The sequence below is a fragment of the Pseudomonas sp. H3_E07 genome (assembly GCF_054668895.1).
This window is the reverse complement of sequence record NZ_CP162795.1, coordinates 4569564-4588855: the sequence shown is the minus strand read 5'-3', so window position 1 is coordinate 4588855 and position 19292 is coordinate 4569564. Positions and strand designations below refer to the sequence as shown.

General features: G+C 62.5%; 6 protein-coding genes. 3 read left to right on the top strand and 3 right to left on the bottom strand.

Annotated features, from left to right (window positions below; all coding sequences use genetic code 11):
- Positions 1–131: 131 nt before the first annotated feature.
- Genes dsbD through dsbG form a run of 3 tightly spaced genes read left to right on the top strand, consistent with a single transcriptional unit; the run spans position 132 to position 3448 of the window.
- Entirely contained in the window at positions 132–1859 is a 1728-nt protein-coding gene (dsbD, locus tag AB4O08_RS21050) for a protein-disulfide reductase DsbD (protein ID WP_042571853.1), read from the top strand.
- On the top strand, positions 1860–2711 hold the full coding sequence (locus AB4O08_RS21045; protein ID WP_045791793.1) for a TlpA disulfide reductase family protein: 852 nt from the start codon (positions 1860–1862) through the stop codon (positions 2709–2711).
- Positions 2687–3448: a thiol:disulfide interchange protein DsbG gene (dsbG, locus tag AB4O08_RS21040; protein ID WP_460114324.1), complete on the top strand. Its 762-nt coding sequence runs from the start codon at positions 2687–2689 to the stop codon at positions 3446–3448. The genes AB4O08_RS21045 and dsbG overlap by 25 nt, the downstream gene beginning before the upstream one ends.
- A gap of 71 nt (positions 3449–3519) precedes the next feature.
- Here the strand turns inward: dsbG and AB4O08_RS21035 are convergent, their stop codons facing one another.
- From AB4O08_RS21035 to AB4O08_RS21025, 3 genes are all read right to left on the bottom strand, one after another.
- Positions 3520–4926, bottom strand: coding sequence for a hypothetical protein (locus tag AB4O08_RS21035; protein WP_460114323.1), 1407 nt, complete (start codon positions 4924–4926; stop codon positions 3520–3522).
- A 100-nt stretch (positions 4927–5026) separates the two neighbouring features.
- Positions 5027–6232, bottom strand: a complete 1206-nt coding sequence (locus AB4O08_RS21030; protein ID WP_460114322.1) for a hypothetical protein — start codon at positions 6230–6232, stop codon at positions 5027–5029.
- Positions 6233–6381: 149 nt separating this feature from the next.
- A complete protein-coding gene (locus AB4O08_RS21025) occupies positions 6382–19263 on the bottom strand; it encodes a non-ribosomal peptide synthetase (protein WP_460114321.1) in 12882 nt (4293 codons plus the stop codon).
- Positions 19264–19292 lie beyond the last annotated feature (29 nt).

Sequence of the window (19292 nt, the reverse complement as noted above, 5' to 3'; positions counted from 1 at the left end):
AAAAGTGCGGCGGATTAAGTGCAGATTATGCCGCTAAACCACCCACACTCAATCTAGAATAGCCTCGGTTAATCATCGGTTAATCAACGCCACACATTGTGTGCCTACTTGCATCGAACTAAGGCTTGACCATGCGGCATTTGTTTACCTTTCTGCTGGTGTTGTTCGCGGGGTTCGCCCAGGCCGCGCCGGGCAACCCATTTGAGACCAAACCCGACTTCCTGCCGGTGGGCAAAGCCTTCACTTTTACCTCCGAACGTCTTGAAAGTGGCGAGACCCAGCTGTATTGGCAGATTGCCGACGGTTATTACCTGTACAAGCAGCGCATGAAGTTCGATGGACTGGCCAAACAGCCCACGTTGCCGCAAGGCGAGGCCCATAGCGATGAATTCTTCGGCGACCAGGAAGTGTATCGCCAAGGCCTGGAAGTGAAGATTCCGGCCGGCGCCACCGGCCAGGTCAAACTGGGCTGGCAGGGCTGCGCCGATGCGGGCCTGTGCTATCCGCCGCAGTCGATCACCGTGGACCTGGGGGGCAACCCGGCCGTCGCCGCGACCGCCGAAGCCCAGGACCAAAGCCTGGCCAGTGGCCTGCAACAACGCAGTCTGGGCTGGAGCCTGCTGATATTTTTCGGCCTGGGACTGCTGTTGGCCTTTGCGCCGTGTTCATTGCCGATGCTGCCGATTCTCGCCGGTTTGGTGGTTGGCAGTGGCGCCAGCCCGCGTCGTGGGTTTGCCTTGGCCAGCAGCTACGTCGTGTGCATGGCACTGGTGTATGCCGCGCTCGGCGTGCTGGCGGCCTTGCTGGGTGGCAACCTTGCCGCCTGGCTGCAGACGCCGTGGATTCTCGGCAGCTTCGCCGCCCTGTTCGTGCTGCTGGCCCTGCCGATGTTTGGTTTCTTTGAACTGCAACTGCCGGCGTTCCTGCGCGATCGTCTGGACAACGTCAGCCGCCAGCAAAGCGGCGGCAGCCTGGTCGGCGCAGGGATTCTCGGCGCACTGTCCGGCCTGCTGGTGGGCCCATGCATGACCGCCCCCCTGGCCGGTGCCCTGCTGTACATCGCCCAGAGCGGCAACGCGTTACACGGTGGCCTGATCCTGTTCGCCATGGGCATCGGCATCGGCATTCCGCTGTTGTTGCTGGTGACCGTGGGCAATCGCTTCCTGCCCAAGCCGGGCACCTGGATGAATGTGCTCAAGGGCATCTTCGGCTTCCTGTTCCTCGGCACCGCCGTGCTGATGATCCGCCCGGTGGTCGATGAAAGCCTGTGGATCGGCCTGTGGGGCACGCTCGCGCTGGTGATGGCCTACTGCGGCTGGACCCTGGCCCGCGAATACGGCCTGGCCGCCAAGGTGTTCGGCGCCGGTTCCCTGGTGCTCGGCCTGTGGGGCACACTGCTGGTGGTGGGCGCCGCCGGTGGCAGCGATGACCTGTGGCAACCGCTGAAGGTCTACAGCGCTTCGCGGACCGCCGCCGCACCGAGCGCCCACGATGCCTTCATGACCATCAACGATCCCGCCGTGCTGCAAAGCCAGCTCGACAGCGCCAAGGCTCAAGGCCAGTGGGTGCTGGTGGACTATTACGCCGACTGGTGCGTGTCGTGCAAGATCATGGAAAAGCAGGTGTTCGGCAAACCCGAGGTGATGGATGCCCTGAAAGACGTACGCCTGCTGCGCCTGGACGTTACCGCCGACAATGCCGCCAGCCGAGAGCTGCTCGGCCGCTACAAAGTGCCTGGCCCACCGAGCTTCGTGTGGATCGGCCCGGACGGTGAAGAACGCCGCGCCCAACGCATCACTGGCGAAGTGGATGCCGCCGCCTTCCTGCAACGCTGGACGCAAACCCGGGACGCCCTCTGAATGCTGACCCTGACCATCGGCACCTTCGCCATCGCCCTGAATCACATCCTGCTGATCAGCGCGCTGATTCTCGCCACCCTGGTGGGCTGGCGCGTGGCCAAGCGTGGTGGTGAAAACCCGGAATCGGTGCTGTTCAGCCTCTTCCTGCTGGGCATGCTGGTGGCCCGCGTCAGCTTTGTGCTGATGTACTGGAGCGATTACAGCCAAGCCCCACTGCAGATGGTCGACCTGCGCGACGGCGGTTTCCTCGCCTGGCCGGGCGTGGTCGCGCTGATCCTGGGTGCGCTGCTCTACGGCCGGCGGCGTCCAGCCCTGCGCAAGCCGCTGGGCGCTGGGGTGATCACCGGCCTGGTGTTCTGGGGCCTGACCAGCCTGTCCCTGAGCCTGTACGACAAAGGCTCGCAACTGCCGGACATCACCTTGCGCAACGCCGATGGCGACGTGGTGCAACTGGCCGATTACAAAGGCGGCCCGCTGGTGATCAACCTGTGGGCCACCTGGTGCCCGCCATGCCGCCGCGAGATGCCGGTGCTGGAACGTGCCCAACATCAACGTCCCGACGTGACCTTCCTGTTCGTCAACCAGGCCGAAAGCATGCAAAGCGTCAGCACCTTCCTCGCCACACAAGGCCTGACTCTGGACAACATCCTGTTCGACGCCAGCGGTCGCCTCGGCCAGGCCGTGGGCTCGATGGCCTTGCCCACCACGTTGTTCTATCAAGCCGATGGACGCCTGATCAACAGCCACCTCGGCGAACTGTCCCAGGCCAGCCTGGCCCGCGCCATGGAACCCTTCGACTCCGCTCCTGCTGCCACAAGGAAACCGACATGCCCCGCCTCTGCCACCTGCTGACCCTGCTGCCGCTGACGCTTGCAGCCACCCTGGCCCAGGCCGCTGACTGGCCAGCACCGATCAAACAGATCGAGGCCAAAGGCGCCAAGATCCTCGGCAAGTTCGACGCCCCCAGCGGTCTCACTGGCTACGCCGCCCAGTACCAGAACCGCGGCATGGCCCTGTACCTGACCGCCGACGGCAAAAGCGTGATTGCCGGTAGCCTGTACGACGCCCAAGGCAATGACCTGAGCAGCGCGCCCCTGGAAAAACTGGTGTACGCACCGATGGCCAAGGAAGTCTGGGCCAAGATGGAAAAAAGCAGCTGGATCCAGGACGGCGACGTTAAAGCCCCACGCATCGTCTACCTGTTCAGCGACCCTAACTGCCCTTACTGCAACATGTTCTGGGAACAAGCCCGTCCGTGGGTAAAAGCCGGCAAAGTGCAGTTGCGCCACATCATGGTCGGCATCATCCGCGAAGACAGCCCCGGCAAATCCGCCGCGCTATTTGCCGCCAAAGACCCGCAAAAGGCCCTGGAAGAACACGAAGCCGCCGGTAAGGGCAGCAAGTTGCAGGCGTTGGAGAAGATTCCGGCGGATATCGAGGCCAAGCTTGATGGGAATATGAAATTGATGGATGAGCTGAAGTTGTCGGCGACGCCGGCTATCTTCTATCTGGATGACAAGGGTGGGTTGCAGCAACAGCAGGGGGCACCTTCGCCGGAGAAGTTGGGGAAGATATTGGGGCCGAAATAAAGCACTCTTCCTTATGAATAAGGTCTCCAACTATCAGAGACCTTATCCTGATGCGGCTCAGTGAGACGTAATTAAACTTCGTAAAGTCTGAGCCAAGTCACCCTGAAGTCGTTGCCATTTTGGAACCCCATCCGGCGATTGTCGACGCTGAGCCTTGCAGTGTTTGAAGTTGCCTTGAACGTCCCTCCGAGTAACTCCCAGTCTAAACCAGGCGCTATTACCTCGGTTAAATCGGCTCTATTAACAGTTAGCGCCATCAGAGGCGAAACACCTGAGCTACCGTCATTACAGACCCAGGCTAGGAATTGATATGAGCGTCCCACTTCCAGATTGTTGAACGTCTTGAACAGTTTTTCGCTATCCGTAGCAGGATCCTTTGTATCTGTATAACTCCAGTCACGCAGCCAATAGCCGTTCCAGAAACCATGTGATCCGAAAGCAAGTGCTAGATCCCTGGGGTCAGCGGCGCCACGGCCTCTTTCCCAACCATTCCAACCCTTCTCATCCGGATCGAAGTTAGTTTCATCAATCAAACGCTTGCGAAAGATCAACTTGAGCAAAGGAAAGACGATCGCCTTCGTCACGTCAGTACTACCGTCTACAGTCACCTTGAATTCAAAGGTCAGTTCCACGTTGCTAACGTAATTTGTCAGCTCTAGCCGCGACAGTTCACGCGATAATCCGTTAGTCAGGTCTCCAGCAGTGATGATCTCAGCGTGCATTACCTTAATCACGAGTTCAGTCCCATCTTCCTGAATACCCGTGCACTGCAGCCAACCTCTGTGCCCGACCCGCATGAACCACCATTTCGGCACGGTAATGACGGCATCCCCGAAAAATGCGCTCAAATCCAAAATACCCTTTTGGGTAGCGGGCGGCGTAGCCTGCTCCACAGCGGGCGGCGGCAAGTATCTCGGCAAACTGATCGTCAGGTTCAACGGCAGTGACGTCTGTGCCTTACACGCGGGGGTCACGGTGTAAGTGATTTGCACGGTTTTGCCCATGCTTTCGATCACCGCTTCCGGCGGCAGAGTGAAGATGACTGCCCCCGCCGTACTGCCGGGTTTGGAAGCCAACGGCCAGCAAGTGCCATCCGGTTTTTTCCAGCAAACACTGATGCTGTGCCTGCTGTTGTTTTTTGGGTAATCCACTTCGACATCTACACCGTAGCGCCCATTCCAGGCGGTCAGGTCGGAGCCATCAGCTTGCCTCACCGCAGGCATAGGAAGCGACAGAGGCTCCTGCTCGATTTTGAAGGTCTGAGCAGGAAACTCATAGGCGTTCTCTAGCCCACTCGCCTCACAAAAGCTCGCCGAGAAGTGCAGTTTAAATTCGCTGCAATCGGCCAGCTTTTGAAGTTCAGTCCTTGGAATAGGCGCCTCAACTCCTCGAGCCTTCCAGTCGTCAGTAACGGGCTCATCCAGCAAAATGTCGTACCGGTAAGCGCTGCCGTCCTCGTATTCACCCGAGATCCACATCCAACAAAAACTTGAGCACTCGGCATACGCCCATACAGGCACTGTAGCCAGTGCGGCCCCTGGGAATATATTGAGGTCTACCGTGCCGTTAGTTGCCTCTTCAATATTCGGGTGAATGAACCGGGGGCACCGAAACACTGACCAACTGTGCAGGTGATAGCTGTTCTTGTTCGTTGAAGGCAACCGTGTAGGTCAGCGTCATCGACTGGTTGAACAAACAAGCAACGATACAGGGCGATAGTTTGACCGACGCCGGATCCCCGTCATATTCAATGGTCACGCAACCCAACGGTCTCTGCTCGAAACCAGGTCCGCTCACAAAAAAGCAGACACGATCGTCCGCATACGTATCCAGGTCACTTACATCTACAGTCCCTCCGTCTCTGGTGAGTTCAGGATTAAGGCACCAACCACCGTTGTACTCCACAGACTGCCGCAGATGGGGTGCCTTTAGGTCTAGCCGAGGGTCAACAATTAAAGCAGCAGTTCGGCGATATTGAATTTCGAGCGCATTCCTCGGCAAGCGCGTCTCCAGGTGCGGGTCAACCTCGGCGGGAGGCTGGGCCTCCAAGTCGTTCGTGATCCAGCCACATTGAAGGGTAAGCGATCGCCATGGTTTGCGTCGCGCCAACCAACCACGGCGAATTGGGAACTGAAGTAAGTTGCCCGGGACAGCATCTTCAGGCGTTAACTTATAGCCATAAACCACTGTGTAAAACACATGCCGAGGAGCGTCCTGCTCGGTAGCCGCAGTGCAGTAAAGCTTATCCCCCGCTTTGGCAAGAGGCGGGACCGGCACAAGAACCGTCTCATCGCCTGTGTGATCGTGCATGTCATAGGTAGGCGTGTTATGCACGATTTTTTCGTGAAGTAAGTAAGGTGCAAGATTTTGACTTTCACTGGCAGGGTAAAACGCTACCCCCACCTCCTTGACCAACGACTCCACGGCCTGCCCTTGTGACTTCCCCGAATATGAAATGAGAGCCGTGAACCCCATGAGTTTCGTCAAGTAAGCCAAAGGGATGTCTATCTTCCGGGCCCCTGACTCACCGCTTGAATCCACAACATCCTCAAGTACCAGCTCAGGCACCTCCTTTGCGCTGAACTTGACTGTGATGGGCGGGTTGTCCATGCGTGCGTCAACGGTCAGGTAGGAGTCCGGCATTTTGGAGGGTTCGATGATGCTATTCACCTCACTGGAAATTAACGGAGCGGCAACTTCCAGAGCTTGGGGCTTGATCGACTTTGGTGTTTTTGCATCGACAGGATCTGAGGGAACTTCAGCTGTTGTTTTTTCTTTAGCCATGACAGGAACTCCATGTTCGAGGGGTTATGGCCCTCAGCCAGTCCGAGGCCGAGAGCCGCCCTTTAGTGAGCGCCTTTGATGCACCTTCGCCTACTGTCAGAATTAACAGTTCTGACGAAGCCCTACGCTGCTGCCGACCAACGGCCCTCTCACAACCCCTCCAACTCCGCCATCAAGTCACTCAACCGATCTACCTTCTCGGCACTGACCTCATTGGCTGCCAGCCCGTCGATATACTCGGCCAATTCCGCCACCGTGCTGCACTCGAACATTGCGCGCAGCGGCACATCACGTTGCAGGGTCTTCTGCACCCGCGAGGCAATCTGCGTGGCCAGCAACGAGTGCCCGCCCAGTTCGAAGAAGTTGTCCTGCACCCCTACCCTCTCGACTTTCAGCACCTCGGCCCAGATGGCGGCCAACGTAGCCTCCAGTTCGTTGCGCGGTGCCAGGTAGTCCTGGCTTTGCAGCTGGCCGATCTCCAGCGCCGGCAACGCCTTGCGGTCGAGTTTACCGTTGGCGTTGAGCGGCAGGCGGTCGAGCCAGAGCCAGTGCAGCGGCACCATGTATTCCGGCAGTTCGGCGCGCAGGCGTTGCTTGATGCGGTCCAGGCGTTCGCTTGGGTTCAGTGCTTCATCCGCCGCCACCAGGTAGCCGACCAGGTGCTTGCCATTCATGCCTTCCTGCACGCCCACCGCCGCATCGCGCACTTCCGGTTGTTCGTGCAGGCGCGCTTCGATTTCACCCAGTTCGATGCGGTAGCCGCGAATCTTCACTTGGTGGTCGACACGTCCGACGTACTCCAGCACGCCGTCACTGCGACGGCGCGCGAGGTCGCCGGTGCGGTAGAGACGTTCGCCCGGTGCGCCGAAGGGGTTTGGCACAAATACGGGCGCGGTGCGCAGCGGGTCGCTGACGTAACCGCGGCCGACACCCGTGCCGGCCACGCACAACTCACCCACCGCGCCTTGCGGCACCAGTTCCAGTGCGCCATCCAGCAGGTACAAACGGTTGTTGTCGGTGGGCGTACCAATCGGCAAATAGGTGCCTCGGGTAGACGCCAGGTCGACACGATAGAACGCCACATCGTCCGAACACTCCGCCGGGCCGTAAGCGTTGACCAGCCCAATCTCCGGATAACGCTGCAACCACTGGTGCGCCAGTTCCGGTGGCATCGCTTCGCCGGTCGGCAGCATCCAGCGCAGGCCATCCAGGCCGATGCGGTCCTGTGCAAGCATGCCCTGGATCAACGACGGCACGCTTTCCAACACGGTGATGCCCTGGGCCTGGACATGTTCCAGCAGGCCCTGGGGATCATGCGCGATGGTGTTCGGCACGATGTCCACCCGCGCGCCGAACAGCGGCGCAGCGAGGAACTGCCATACGGAAATATCAAAGCTCTGCGACGCGGTTTGCGCAATCACATCCGCGTCGCTCAAGGCCAGGTACGGCACTTTGCTCAGTTGGTTATTGAGCATGCCGCGCTGTTCCACCATCACGCCCTTGGGCAGACCGGTGGAACCGGAGGTATAGATCACGTAGGCAAGGTTATCCGGAGCGCTGTAGACACCGGGGTTTTCACCACGCGCGGGTATTTCCTCCCACACCAGAAGCTGGCAGTCAAAACCGTCCAGCAACTCGATGGCTTGCTCACGGGATGCTTCGGTGCACACCAGCAATGGCGTGCGGCTCAAGTCGAGGATGCTGCGCAGGCGCTGGCTCGGCAGGCCGGGGTCCAGCGGCAGGTAGCCGGCACCGGCCTTGAAGCTGCCGATGATCATGCCGAGCAGGTCGAGGTTACGCTCGGCCAACAACGCCACCGGTTGATCCAGGCCGACACCCGCAGCTATCAGCGCGTGGCCCAGGCCGTTGCTGCGACGGTTCAGTTCGTCATAGGTCCATTGCTGGTCGAGGCAACTGGCGGCGATGCGCTGCGGATGAGCGGCGACCTGCTCTTCGAACAGCTCGATGTAGCTGCGCTCCAGCGGGTAGTCGTGCTCGCTCTGGTTGCAACCGTCCACCAGGAACTCACGCTCCTGCTCGCCAATCAGTGGCAGGTCGGCCATGTCACCCTGGAAGCCTTGGACCAGCGCCAGCAGCAGGCGCTTGAACTCGCCGAGCATGCCTTGCACGGTGGTTTCGTCGAAGTAGCGTTGGTCGTAGGACAGGTGCAGCCCCAGGTCATCACCTGGATAGCACACGGCGGTCAGCGGGAAGTTGGTGTGGGTGCGGCCGGAATCCGAGGTGGCGTTCAGGCTTTGTGCACGGTCCAGCACCGAGACTTCCACCGGGGCGTTTTCGAACACGAACAGGCTGTCGAACAGCGGCTGGCCCTTGGGCAGTTCGCTGTGTTCCTGGATCGTCACCAGCGGCAGGTACTCGTACTCGCGCAGTTGCATATTGCTGTCGAGCAGTTCGCTCAACCACTGGCGCACGCTGCACGCTTGACCGTCCTCGGGCAGTTTCACCCGCAGGGCGATGCTGTTGATGAACAGGCCGACGGTGCGTTGCATCTCGGGCATTTCCACCGGGCGCCCGGCCACGGTGACACCGAACAGCACGTCGCGATCGCCGCTCAAACGGCGCAGCACCAGCGCCCACGCCGCCTGGGCGAAGGTGTTGACGGTCAGTTGGTGAGCCTGTGCCAGTTCGCGCAGTTGTGCACCGTCGCGGGCATCGAGACGGGTGTAGCAATCGCCCACCACCATGCCGCCGCTGTGGCCCGCGTGTTCACGCAGGAACGGCCGGTCGCTCGGGATTGGCGTGGTGCGCTCGAAGCCTTGCAGGTTCTGTTGCCACCATTGGCGTGCCTCATTGAGGTTCTGGCGTTGCAGCCAGGCAATGTAGTCTCGGTAGCGCGGCGGCGTGGCCAGTTGCGCGTCGCGGCCTTCACCGAGGGCCATGTAGAGCTCGAAGAAGTCATTCATCAGCAATGAACGGCACCAGGCATCGATAAGGATGTGGTGGTTGCTCATCATGAACCAGTAACGCTCGGCGCCGACGCGGATCAGGCGCAGGTGGAACGGTGCCTGGTTGAGCAGATCGAAGCCGGCTTCGCGCTCTTGCTTGAGCAGCGCTTGCAGGCGCGGCTCCTGCTGGTCCTCAGGATCGTCGCTCCAGTCCAGGTACTCAATCGGCGTGCTGCCGGGTGTGTGGATCACTTGCAGCATGTCTTCGCCGACGTTCCAGCAGAACGACGCGCGCAGGGCTTCGTGGCGGGCGATCACCGCCTGCCAGGCCTGGGCGAAACGCTCGGGGTCCAGGGCGCTGTTGATGCGGTAGCGGTCCTGCATGTAGTAGAGGCCGGTGCCGGGCTCCAGCAGGGTGTGCAATAGCAGGCCTTCCTGCATCGGGGTCAGCGGGTAGACATCTTCGATGGCGCTGGCGGCAATCGGCAAGCTGTCGAGTTGCGCCTGGGTCAGGTGCGCCAGCGGGAAGTCGGACGGTGTAAGGCCACCGGCGTCGTCCTCCAGACAGTGTGCGACCAGGCTTTGCAGCTCGGTGAGGTAGGCATCGGCCAGTTCATGGATGCTCTGTTGATCGTGGCGTTCGCGGCTGAAGGTCCAGCGCAGCACCAGCTCACCACCATACACCTGGCTGTCGACGCTCAACTCGTTGGGCAGCGGCGCGTCCGGGTCATGGGCCAGGCCGGCGGATTCATCCAGCGGGTGGAACAGCGCATCGGCGCCGAAGCTTTGGTCGAACTGGCCGAGGTAGTTGAAGGTGATCTGCGCGCTCGGCAGTGCGGCCAGGGTCTGCTTGCACAGGTCATCGGCGAGGTAGCGCAGCACGCCATAGCCCAAGCCTTTATGCGGCACGGCGCGCAGTTGTTCCTTGATCGCCTTGATCGAATCGCCCTGCCCGGTTTGCGGGGTCAGGCGCAGCGGATAGGCACTGGTGAACCAGCCGACGCTGCGGGTCAGGTCGATGTCATCGAACAGGGTTTCGCGGCCGTGGCCTTCCAGTTGGATCAACGCGCAAGCGTGACCGCTCCAGCGGCACAACACGCGGGCCAAGGCGGTCAGCAACAGGTCGTTGACCTGGGTGCGATAGGCGCTTGGGGCTTGCTGCAGCAACTGGCGGGTGTGTTCGGCATCCAGGCGCACGCTGACGGTGTCGGCATCGCGGTTGCGCAGCGACCCTTGTGGGCGGGCCACCGGCAATGCGGCGTCAGGGCCGGCCAACTGGTGCTGCCAGACGCTCAATTCCTCACGCAAGGATTCGCTACCGGCATACGCCTGTAAACGCGCGGCCCAATCACGCAGGGCACTGGTCTTGGCCGGCAGGCTGACGGACTGGCCATCGTTCAACTGGCGATAAACCGTTTGTAGATCTTCCAGCAATACACGCCACGACACGCCGTCCACCACCAGGTGATGGATCGCGATCAACAGGCGTTGCTGCCCCTCGGGCCCGTCCACCAGCAAGGCGCGCAGTAGCGGGCCGTGCTCCAGGTCGAGGCTGCGTTGGGTGTCGGTGAACAGCGCGGTGCAGTGCGCCATGTCACGCACTTGCGCCTGCATCAGCACGCCGCCCTGCGGCACGGCCCTGTGTTCGGCGTGCCATTGGGCGTCGCGCTTGGAGAAGCTCAGGCGCAAGGCGTCATGGTGTTCCAGTACCGCCAGCAGCGCTTGTTCCAGGCGCTGGGGGTCGAGCAACTGCAGCGGCTTGAGGACCAGCGCCTGGTTCCAGTGCTGACGGTTCGGGGTCTCGGTGTCGAAGAACCAATGCTGGATCGGCGTGAGACCCGAACTGCCGGTCAGCAGGCCCTGCTCTGCCGTAACCTGCTCGGAGCGCGTAGCCACAGCAGCCAGGGTCTGCACGGTCTGGTGCTGAAACAGGTCGCGAGGGCTGAAATGAATCCCGGCCTGCCGCGCGCGGCTGACCACCTGGATCGACAGGATCGAGTCGCCCCCCAGCTCGAAGAAGTTATCGTCCAGGCCGACTTGTTGCACGTTCAGCACCGCGCACCAGATCGCCGCCAGGGTGCTTTCCAGTTCGTTGCGGGGTGCCACGTAGTGTTGGCGGTTGGCTTCGGGATCCGGCTGCGGCAAGGCACGGCGGTCGAGCTTGCCGTTGGCGGTCAGCGGCATGCTGTCCAGCACGATCAGGTGCGCGGGCACCATGTAGTCCGGCAGGTGCGCCTTGAGATGGGCCTTCAGCGCATCACGCAGCGCGACGTGCTCGGCATCGCTGACCAGATACGCCACCAACTGTTTGCCGTTCGGCGCATCCAGCGCCAGCACCACCGCTTCGCGCACGGCGTCATGCTCCAGCAGGCGGGTTTCGATCTCGCCCAGTTCGATACGGAAACCGCGAATTTTCACCTGGTGGTCAATACGCCCGAGGTACTCCACCAAGCCATCGACGCGCTGGCGCACGAGGTCACCGGTGCGGTACAGGCGCCCGCCGTTGCGCGCAAACGGGTCCGCGACAAAACGTTCGGCGGTCATGCCCGGACGCTGGTGATACCCCTGCGCCAGACCCGCACCGCCCACGTATAACTCGCCGGTCGCGCCTTGCGGCACCAAGGCCAGGTCGGCGTCGAGAATATAAGCCACGCGGTCACCGATGATGCTGCCGATCGGCACGCTGGCGGCGCCCTCCTCCAAGTGCTCGGGCGCCAGGCTGGCCAGCGGCATCACTACGGTTTCAGTCGGGCCATAGGCGTTGAAGAACACCTGGGGCTGGAACGCGGCACGGATGCGCTGCAAGTGTTCGCCGGTCAGGGCTTCGCCGCCGGTAATGCACATACGCACCGGCAAGGTCTGCTGCCGGGTCGCCAACCACTGCGCCAACTGGCTGCCGTAGCTCGGGGTGAAGCCCAGGATGTTGATGCCATGGGTGCGTATCAATCCGCAGATTTCCTCGGCATCCCACTGCCCCTGAGCCCGCAACACCACCTGTGCGCCACTGAGCAGCGGCACCAGCAGACGCTCGGTGGCCGCATCGAAGTTGATCGAATAGAAGTGCAGCTCGCAGTCATCCGCGCGCATGCCAAACCGCTCGATCACCGCCGCGCAATGCATGGCGATTTCACCGTGGGATACCACCACGCCTTTCGGCTTGCCGGTGGAGCCGGAGGTGTAGATCAAGTACGCCTGGTGTTGCGGCAGGCTGATAAACGGCAGCGCATCGGCCGGGTAGTTGGCCAGCACCGGCAAGTCATCCTCCAGACACCAGCACGCAACAGTGGCCGGTAACTCGCCGAGGGCCTCGAACATCGCCGCATCGCTGAGCAGCAGGCCGATGCCGCTGTCTTCGATCATGTAGTGCAGGCGGTCCAGCGGGTATTCCGGGTCCAGCGGCACATAGGCACCGCCGGCCTTGAGGATCGCCAGCAGGCCGATGACCATTTCCAGGGAGCGCGGCAACGCCAGGCCGACACGCACCTGCGGGCCGACGCCACGTTCGCGCAGCATCCAGGCCAGGCGGTTGGCGCGGGCGTCGAGTTCTCGGTAGCTGAGGGTCACGCCGGCAAAGGTCAGCGCCGGCGCATCGCCACGGGCTGCCACCTGCTGGCTGAACAGTGGGTGGATGCACTGATCGAGACGGTGCTCGCCATTCTCAATGCCCAGGCTGTCTTGCAACACACGCTGTTCATCCGCCCCCAGCAACGGCAATTCGCTGAGGCGTTGCCGCGGATCCGCGATCAAGGCTTCCAGCAGATTGCGCCAATGGGCGGCCATGCGCGCAATGCGTGGCTCGTCGAACAGGTCAGTGCTGTAGGTCAGGCAGCAACCCAGGCGATGGTCGAGGTCGGTGACTTCCAGGTTGAGGTCGAACTTGGTCGCCCGCGCATCGTTGGCCAGGTATTCGACGGTCATGCCGGCCAGTTGGCGGCTCTGTTGGAATTCCCAGCGCTGCACGTTGCACATCACCTGGAACAGCGGGTTGTACGCCGCGCTGCGCGGGGGTTGCAGGGCCTCCACCAGGTGATCGAACGGCAGGTCTTGATGGGACTGACCCTCGATCACGGTGTGGCGCACGTGCTCGAACAACTCAGCGACATTCATCTGCCCATTGAGCTGGCACCGCAGCACCTGGGTGTTGAGGAAGGCACCAATCAAGCCTTCGCTTTCAGGACGGATACGGTTGGCAACCGGGGCGCCGATACACAAGTCGGTCTGGCCGCTATAACGGTAGAGCAGCACGGCCAGGGTGGCGGTCATGGTCATGAACAGGGTCAGGCCGCGCTCGGCATTGAAGGCACGCACGCGGGCAGCGAGGTCGTCGCTGAGGTCGAAGCGGTACAACTCGCCCTGGTGGCTTTGCACAGGCGGGCGTGGACGGTCGCCGGGCAGTTCCAGCAGCGGGTGTTCATTGCCCAGTTGCGCAGTCCAGTAATCCAGCTGACGCTGGCGCTCGCCGGACTCCAGCCACTGACGCTGCCACACGCTGTAGTCGAGGTATTGCACGGGCAGCGGCGCCAGCGGCGAGTCGCGCTCGTCGATAAAGGCCTCGTACAACGCGCTGAGTTCACGGGCAAAGATGTCCATGGCCCAGCCTTCGGTGACGATATGGTGCAGGGTCAGCACCAGGTAGTGTTCCTGCTCGCCGGCCTTGACCAGGCACGCACGCAACAACGGCCCGGTTTCCAGGTTGAACGGCGTGTGTGCCTCATGATCAGCCAGTCGCTGCAGGCGCGGTTGACGGTCGGCTTCGCTCAGCGCGGAGAAATCCTGCCAATCCATGCGCAGCCCGGTCTGCGGCGAAACGTTCTGATAAGCCACACCATCGACGCTCGGAAACGTCGTGCGCAGGGTTTCGTGACGCATGATCAGCGCTTGCAGCGCCGCCTCGAAACGCCCCACGTCCAGCACGCCACGCAAACGCGCCATCCCGCCGACGTTGTAGGCCGGGCTGTCCGGTTCCATCTGCCACAGGAACCACATGCGCTGCTGGGAATAGGACAGCGGCACGGGTTGGCCGCGGTCGACCTTGGCGATGACGGTCTGTTGGTTGCGTTGGCCCGAGGCCTGGATCAGGCCGACCTGCTCGGCAAACGCCCCCAGTTCACTGGCGTCGAACAAGGTGCGCAACGGCAGTTCCACATCACAGGCCTGGCGGGTGCGGGAGATGATCTGCGTGGCCAGCAACGAGTGGCCGCCGAGGGCGAAGAAGTCATCGCGCAGACCAATGCTTGGCAGGCCGAGAACTTCGCGCCAGATCGCGGCGATTTGCTGTTGCAGCGGCGTTTCGGGTTCGACGTGTTCACGCACTTGCCACACCGGCGCCGGCAATGCGCGGCGGTCCAGCTTGCCGCTGGGGCTCAACGGCATGGCGTCCAGGCGCATCAGCAGCGCGGGCACCATGTACTCCGGCAACTCCGCGGCCAGGGCGGTTTTGACCTGTTGTTCGTCCAGGTTGCCATGGGCAGTGAAGTAGCCAATCAACTGCCCGTCACGCACCAGCACCACAGCTTGAGCGATGCCCTCCAGGGCGAGCATGCGCGCCTCGATTTCTTCCGGCTCCACACGGAAGCCGCGCAGCTTGACCTGCTGGTCGAGACGCCCGAGGTACTCGATCACACCGTCGGCGCTCCAACGGGCGCGGTCACCGGTGCGGTACAGGCGGGCGCCTTGGTGATCGGCGACAAAACGCTCAGCCGTCAACCCGGCGCGGCCAAGGTAACCCCGGGCCAGGCCGATACCGCCGATGCACAGCTCACCCGGCACGCCCAGCGGCACGGGGTTGAGCTGCTCATCCAGCACGCGGCAGATCACGTTGCCCAGTGGCCGACCAATCGGCGAGCGCTCGCCGTCTTCTGCGCGACAGTGCCAGTGGGTCACGTTGATCGCGGTTTCGGTCGGGCCATAACGGTTATGCAATTGCACGGCTGGCAACTGGGCCAGAACGCGGTTGCGCAGTTCGGCGGGCAAGGCTTCCCCGCCCGAGAACAAGCGCCGCAGGCTGGTGCATTCGGCCACCAGCGGTTCGTCGATAAACAACTGCAACAGCGGCGGCACGAAGTGCAGCGTGGTCACGCCGTGTTCCTGCACCAACTGCGCGATCCGATGCGGGTCGCGATGCTCACCGGGCCCGGCCAGTACCAGGCGGCACCCAGTGATCAGCGGCCAGAAGCATTCCCACACCGACACGTCGAAACTGATCGGTGCCTTCTGCATCAGCACGTCGGTTTCGTTAAGTGGATAAGTGGCCTGCATCCACTGCAAGCGCTCGGCCAGCGCGGCATGGGTGATGCCCACGCCTTTGGGCTGGCCGGTGGAACCGGAGGTGTAGATCACGTAGGCGAGGTTATCACCGTGCAAATGCAGGCCGGGCGGCTGGGTGGGCCAACTGTCCAGGTGCAGGCTGTCCATGGCGATGACGCACACGCCGCAGGCAGCCGGCACCTGCTCCAGCAGCGCGGTCTGGGTCAGCAGCAGGTGAACGCCGCTGTCCTTGAGCATGTAGGCCAGGCGCTCGGTGGGGTAATCCGGGTCCAGCGGCACGTAAGCGCCCCCGGCCTTGATGATCGCCAGCAAGCCGATCAACAGTTGCGGCGAACGTTCGGCGGCGATGGCCACGCACACGTCCGGGCCGACGCCTTTGTCACGCAGGTAATGGGCCAGGCGGTTGGCCTGGGTGTGCAATTGGGCGAAGGTCAGGCTGCCGCCGTCCCAGACCAGCGCGGTGGTGTCCGAGGTCTGCTGGTTGAGCAGTTCGGGCAGCCACACTTGGGCCGGTGCGCAGGGTGCTTCGCTGTAAAGGGCTTGTTCGTCGTGCTGCATCAGCATGAGGTCGCCGATGGCTTGCCGGGGCTGTTCGCAGATGGCGTGCAACAGGTTGATGTAGTGCTCGGCGAGGCGCTGGATGGTCGCGCTTTCGAACAGTTCATCGGCATAGTCGAACGACAGGCTCAGGCGCCCGTTGCGGTCTTCTTCGGTGTGCAGTTGCAAATCGAACTTGGCTTCGCGGCTGTGCCACGGCAACTCGTCGGCGAGCATGCCCGGCAGGCGGCGCAAGGCGCTGAGGTCGCGTTGCTGGTGGTTGAACATGACCTGGAACAGGCCCTGCTCGCGGGCCTGCGGGAAGGCCTCCAGCAGTTGTTCGAATGGCAAATCCTGATGGGCCTGGGCGCCCAGCGCAGCCTGGCGTGTCGCGGCCAACAGTTCAGTGAAGGGCAAGCGCCCATCCAGCTCGGCGCGCAGCACCAAGGTGTTGATGAAGAAGCCGACCAGGCCTTGGGTTTCCTGGCGCGGGCGGTTGGCGTTGGGCACGCCGATGCGGATATCGCGTTGGCCGCTGTAACGGTAGAGCACGCTCTGGAAGGCTGCCAGCAACAGCATGAACGGGGTGGACTCGTGGGTCCGGGCGGTCTGGCGAATGGCTTCGCTGAGGCTCGCGCCAAGGCGCACAGTGTGGCGTGAGGCACTGTGACGGTGGTGTACCGAGCGCGGGTGGTCGGTCGCCAGGCTCAGGGTGGGATGCTCTTCACCCAACTGCGCTTTCCAGTACGCCAGTTGACGCTGGCCTTCACCTTCGGCCAGCCATTGGCGCTGCCAAGTGCCGTAGTCGGCGTATTGCAGGGCCAGGGGCGGCAGCTCCAGGGTCTGGCCCTGGACTGCGGCGGCATAGAGGCGTGAGAACTCGTCCATCAGGATATTGAGCGACCAGCCGTCGGCGATGATGTGGTGCAGCGTCACCAGCAGTTGGTGATCTTCATCGTCCAGACGCACCAGGGTCACCCACAACAGCGGACCTTTTTCCAGGTCGAACTGGGTGCGCGCTTCGTCTTCGCGGATCTGTTGCGCACGGGCTTCGCGCTCGGCAACGGGCAGGTCGCTGAGGTCGATGACTTGCAGGTCGAAATCGGCCTTGGTATCGACACGCTGGAAAGCCTGGCCGTCGCGCTCGTAGAAGCGTGTACGCAGGGCTTCGTGGCGCTGGATCAGTTGCTGGAAGCTGGTACGCACCGCGTCTTCATCCAGCTCGCCGCGCAGGCGCAGGGCGCCGGGGATGGTGTAGGCGCTGCTGTGGGGGTCCAGTTGCCAGGTGATCCACAGGCGGCTCTGTGCCAGGGATTGGGGCAATTCCTCTTGGCGCGACAGGCTGTGGATCGCGCCTTGGGCGACGCCGCCGTCCTGCTGCAACTGCGCAACGCTGGCGGCAAAGCCTTCCAGGGTCGGTGCTTCGAACAGCATGCGCAGGTTAAGCTCCAGGCCGAGGCTTTCGCGCAGGCGTGCGACCACCTGGGTGGCGGTGATGGAGTTGCCGCCGAGTAAGAAGAAGTGGTCATCGGCCGCAACCGTCGCCACCTGCAACTGCTCGCACCAGATCGCCGCAATCTGGTTGTGCAGTTCGGATTCCAGCGCCCCATCGCTCTCCTGCGCGTGCAGGTCCGGGAACTGCGCATAGCTGTCGAGGCTACCGTCCTTGTGACGAAGCGCACAGGCCGCGCGCTGCAGCTTGCCGCTGGAGGTCTTCGGCAAGGCGCCAGGGTTGAGCAGCACCACCACGCTTGGCGCCTCTTGATACGCCTCGGCGACGGCTTGGCGAATCGCCTTGATCAGCGCCTCGGGCGCCAGGATTTTCTGCACACTGCGGCTGATTTCAGCGGCAATGCCGATGCCTTCCAGGCCCTGCTCATTCACTGCAAATGCGGCGACCCGGCCTTTGCGCACCACTTCCACTTCGCGCTCGATGGTCTGCTCGATGTCTTGTGGGTACAGGTTGTGACCGCGCACGATCAGCAGGTCTTTGAGGCGACCGGTGATGTACACCTCACCGTCACGGATGAAGCCCAGGTCGCCCGTACGCAGCCACCTACGGCCGGCATGTTGCACAAAGGTCTTGGCGGTGGCTTCGGGGTTACGCCAGTAGCCGTGGGCGATACTCGGACCCGTGGCCCAGAGTTCGCCGACGTGGTTGTCGGGCAGCTCGGCAAGGGTATGCGGGTCAGCGATCAGCACCGCGTGTTCCGGCTGGCGGGTGCCACAGCTCATGATCGCACTGCCCTGCCCCGGCTCGGCGCGATTGGCGGCCAGGGCCTGATCGTCGACGCGCATCGCCGCAATGCCCTGGCCACGGCTGCCGCCCGCGACAAACAGGGTCGCCTCGGCCAGGCCGTAGGAGGCAAAGAAATGGTTCGGGGTAAAACCGCAGGCGGCGAACTTCTCGGCGAAGCGTTCCAGAGTGTCGAGGCGGATCGGCTCGGAGCCGGAATAGGCCACGCGCCACCGGCTCAAATCCAGGCGCTCCAACGCGGTCTCGCTGACCCTTTCGCTGCACAGGCGATAGGCGAAGTCCGGACCGCCGCTGATGGTGCCGCCGTATTCACTGATCGCTTCCAGCCAACGTAACGGTCGCCCGAGGAAGTAGGCCGGCGACATCAGCACGCAGGGCACACCACTGAAGATCGGTTGCAGTAGACCGCCAATCAGCCCCATGTCGTGGTACAGCGGCAGCCAACTGACGATCACGTCATCGGGGTTCAGGTCGATGCCGAAACCGCGACGGATCAACACTTCGTTGGCCACCAGGTTACCGTGGCTGACTTGCACGCCCTTGGGCAACGCGGTGGAACCTGAGGTGTATTGCAGGAAGGCGATGTCGTCCGGATGCAGGTCAGGGGCGACCCAATTGCCGGCACCTTCCAGCCGATCGACGCTCAATACGGGCGGCGCATTTTCGAGCTGCGACAAGCCATCGGCGAGGCTGGCGATGGTCAGCAGCAGACGCGGTTCGGCATCGCTGATGATCGACAGCAGGCGCGCCTGATGGTGGCGACGGGTGGACTCCGGCGGATAGGCCGGCACCGCGATCACACCCGCGTACAGGCAACCAAAGAACGCCGCGACATAATCCGGGCCACTGGGGAACAACAGCACGGCACGGTCGCCCAGGTCCGCATTGGCCTGCAAGGCGGCGGCGATGGTGCGGGCACGCTGATCCAGATCGCGATAACTGAGCACAACGCTGTGCTCGGCGGACTCGGCGAGGAAGCGCAAGGCGACCTGGTCCGGGGTCTGCGCAGCGCGACGTTGAAGGGACTGGACCAGGGTAGGGGGAAGTTCGAAGGCGTCCATCATGGGGTTCCTGCCTGAAATCGGCTTACGGG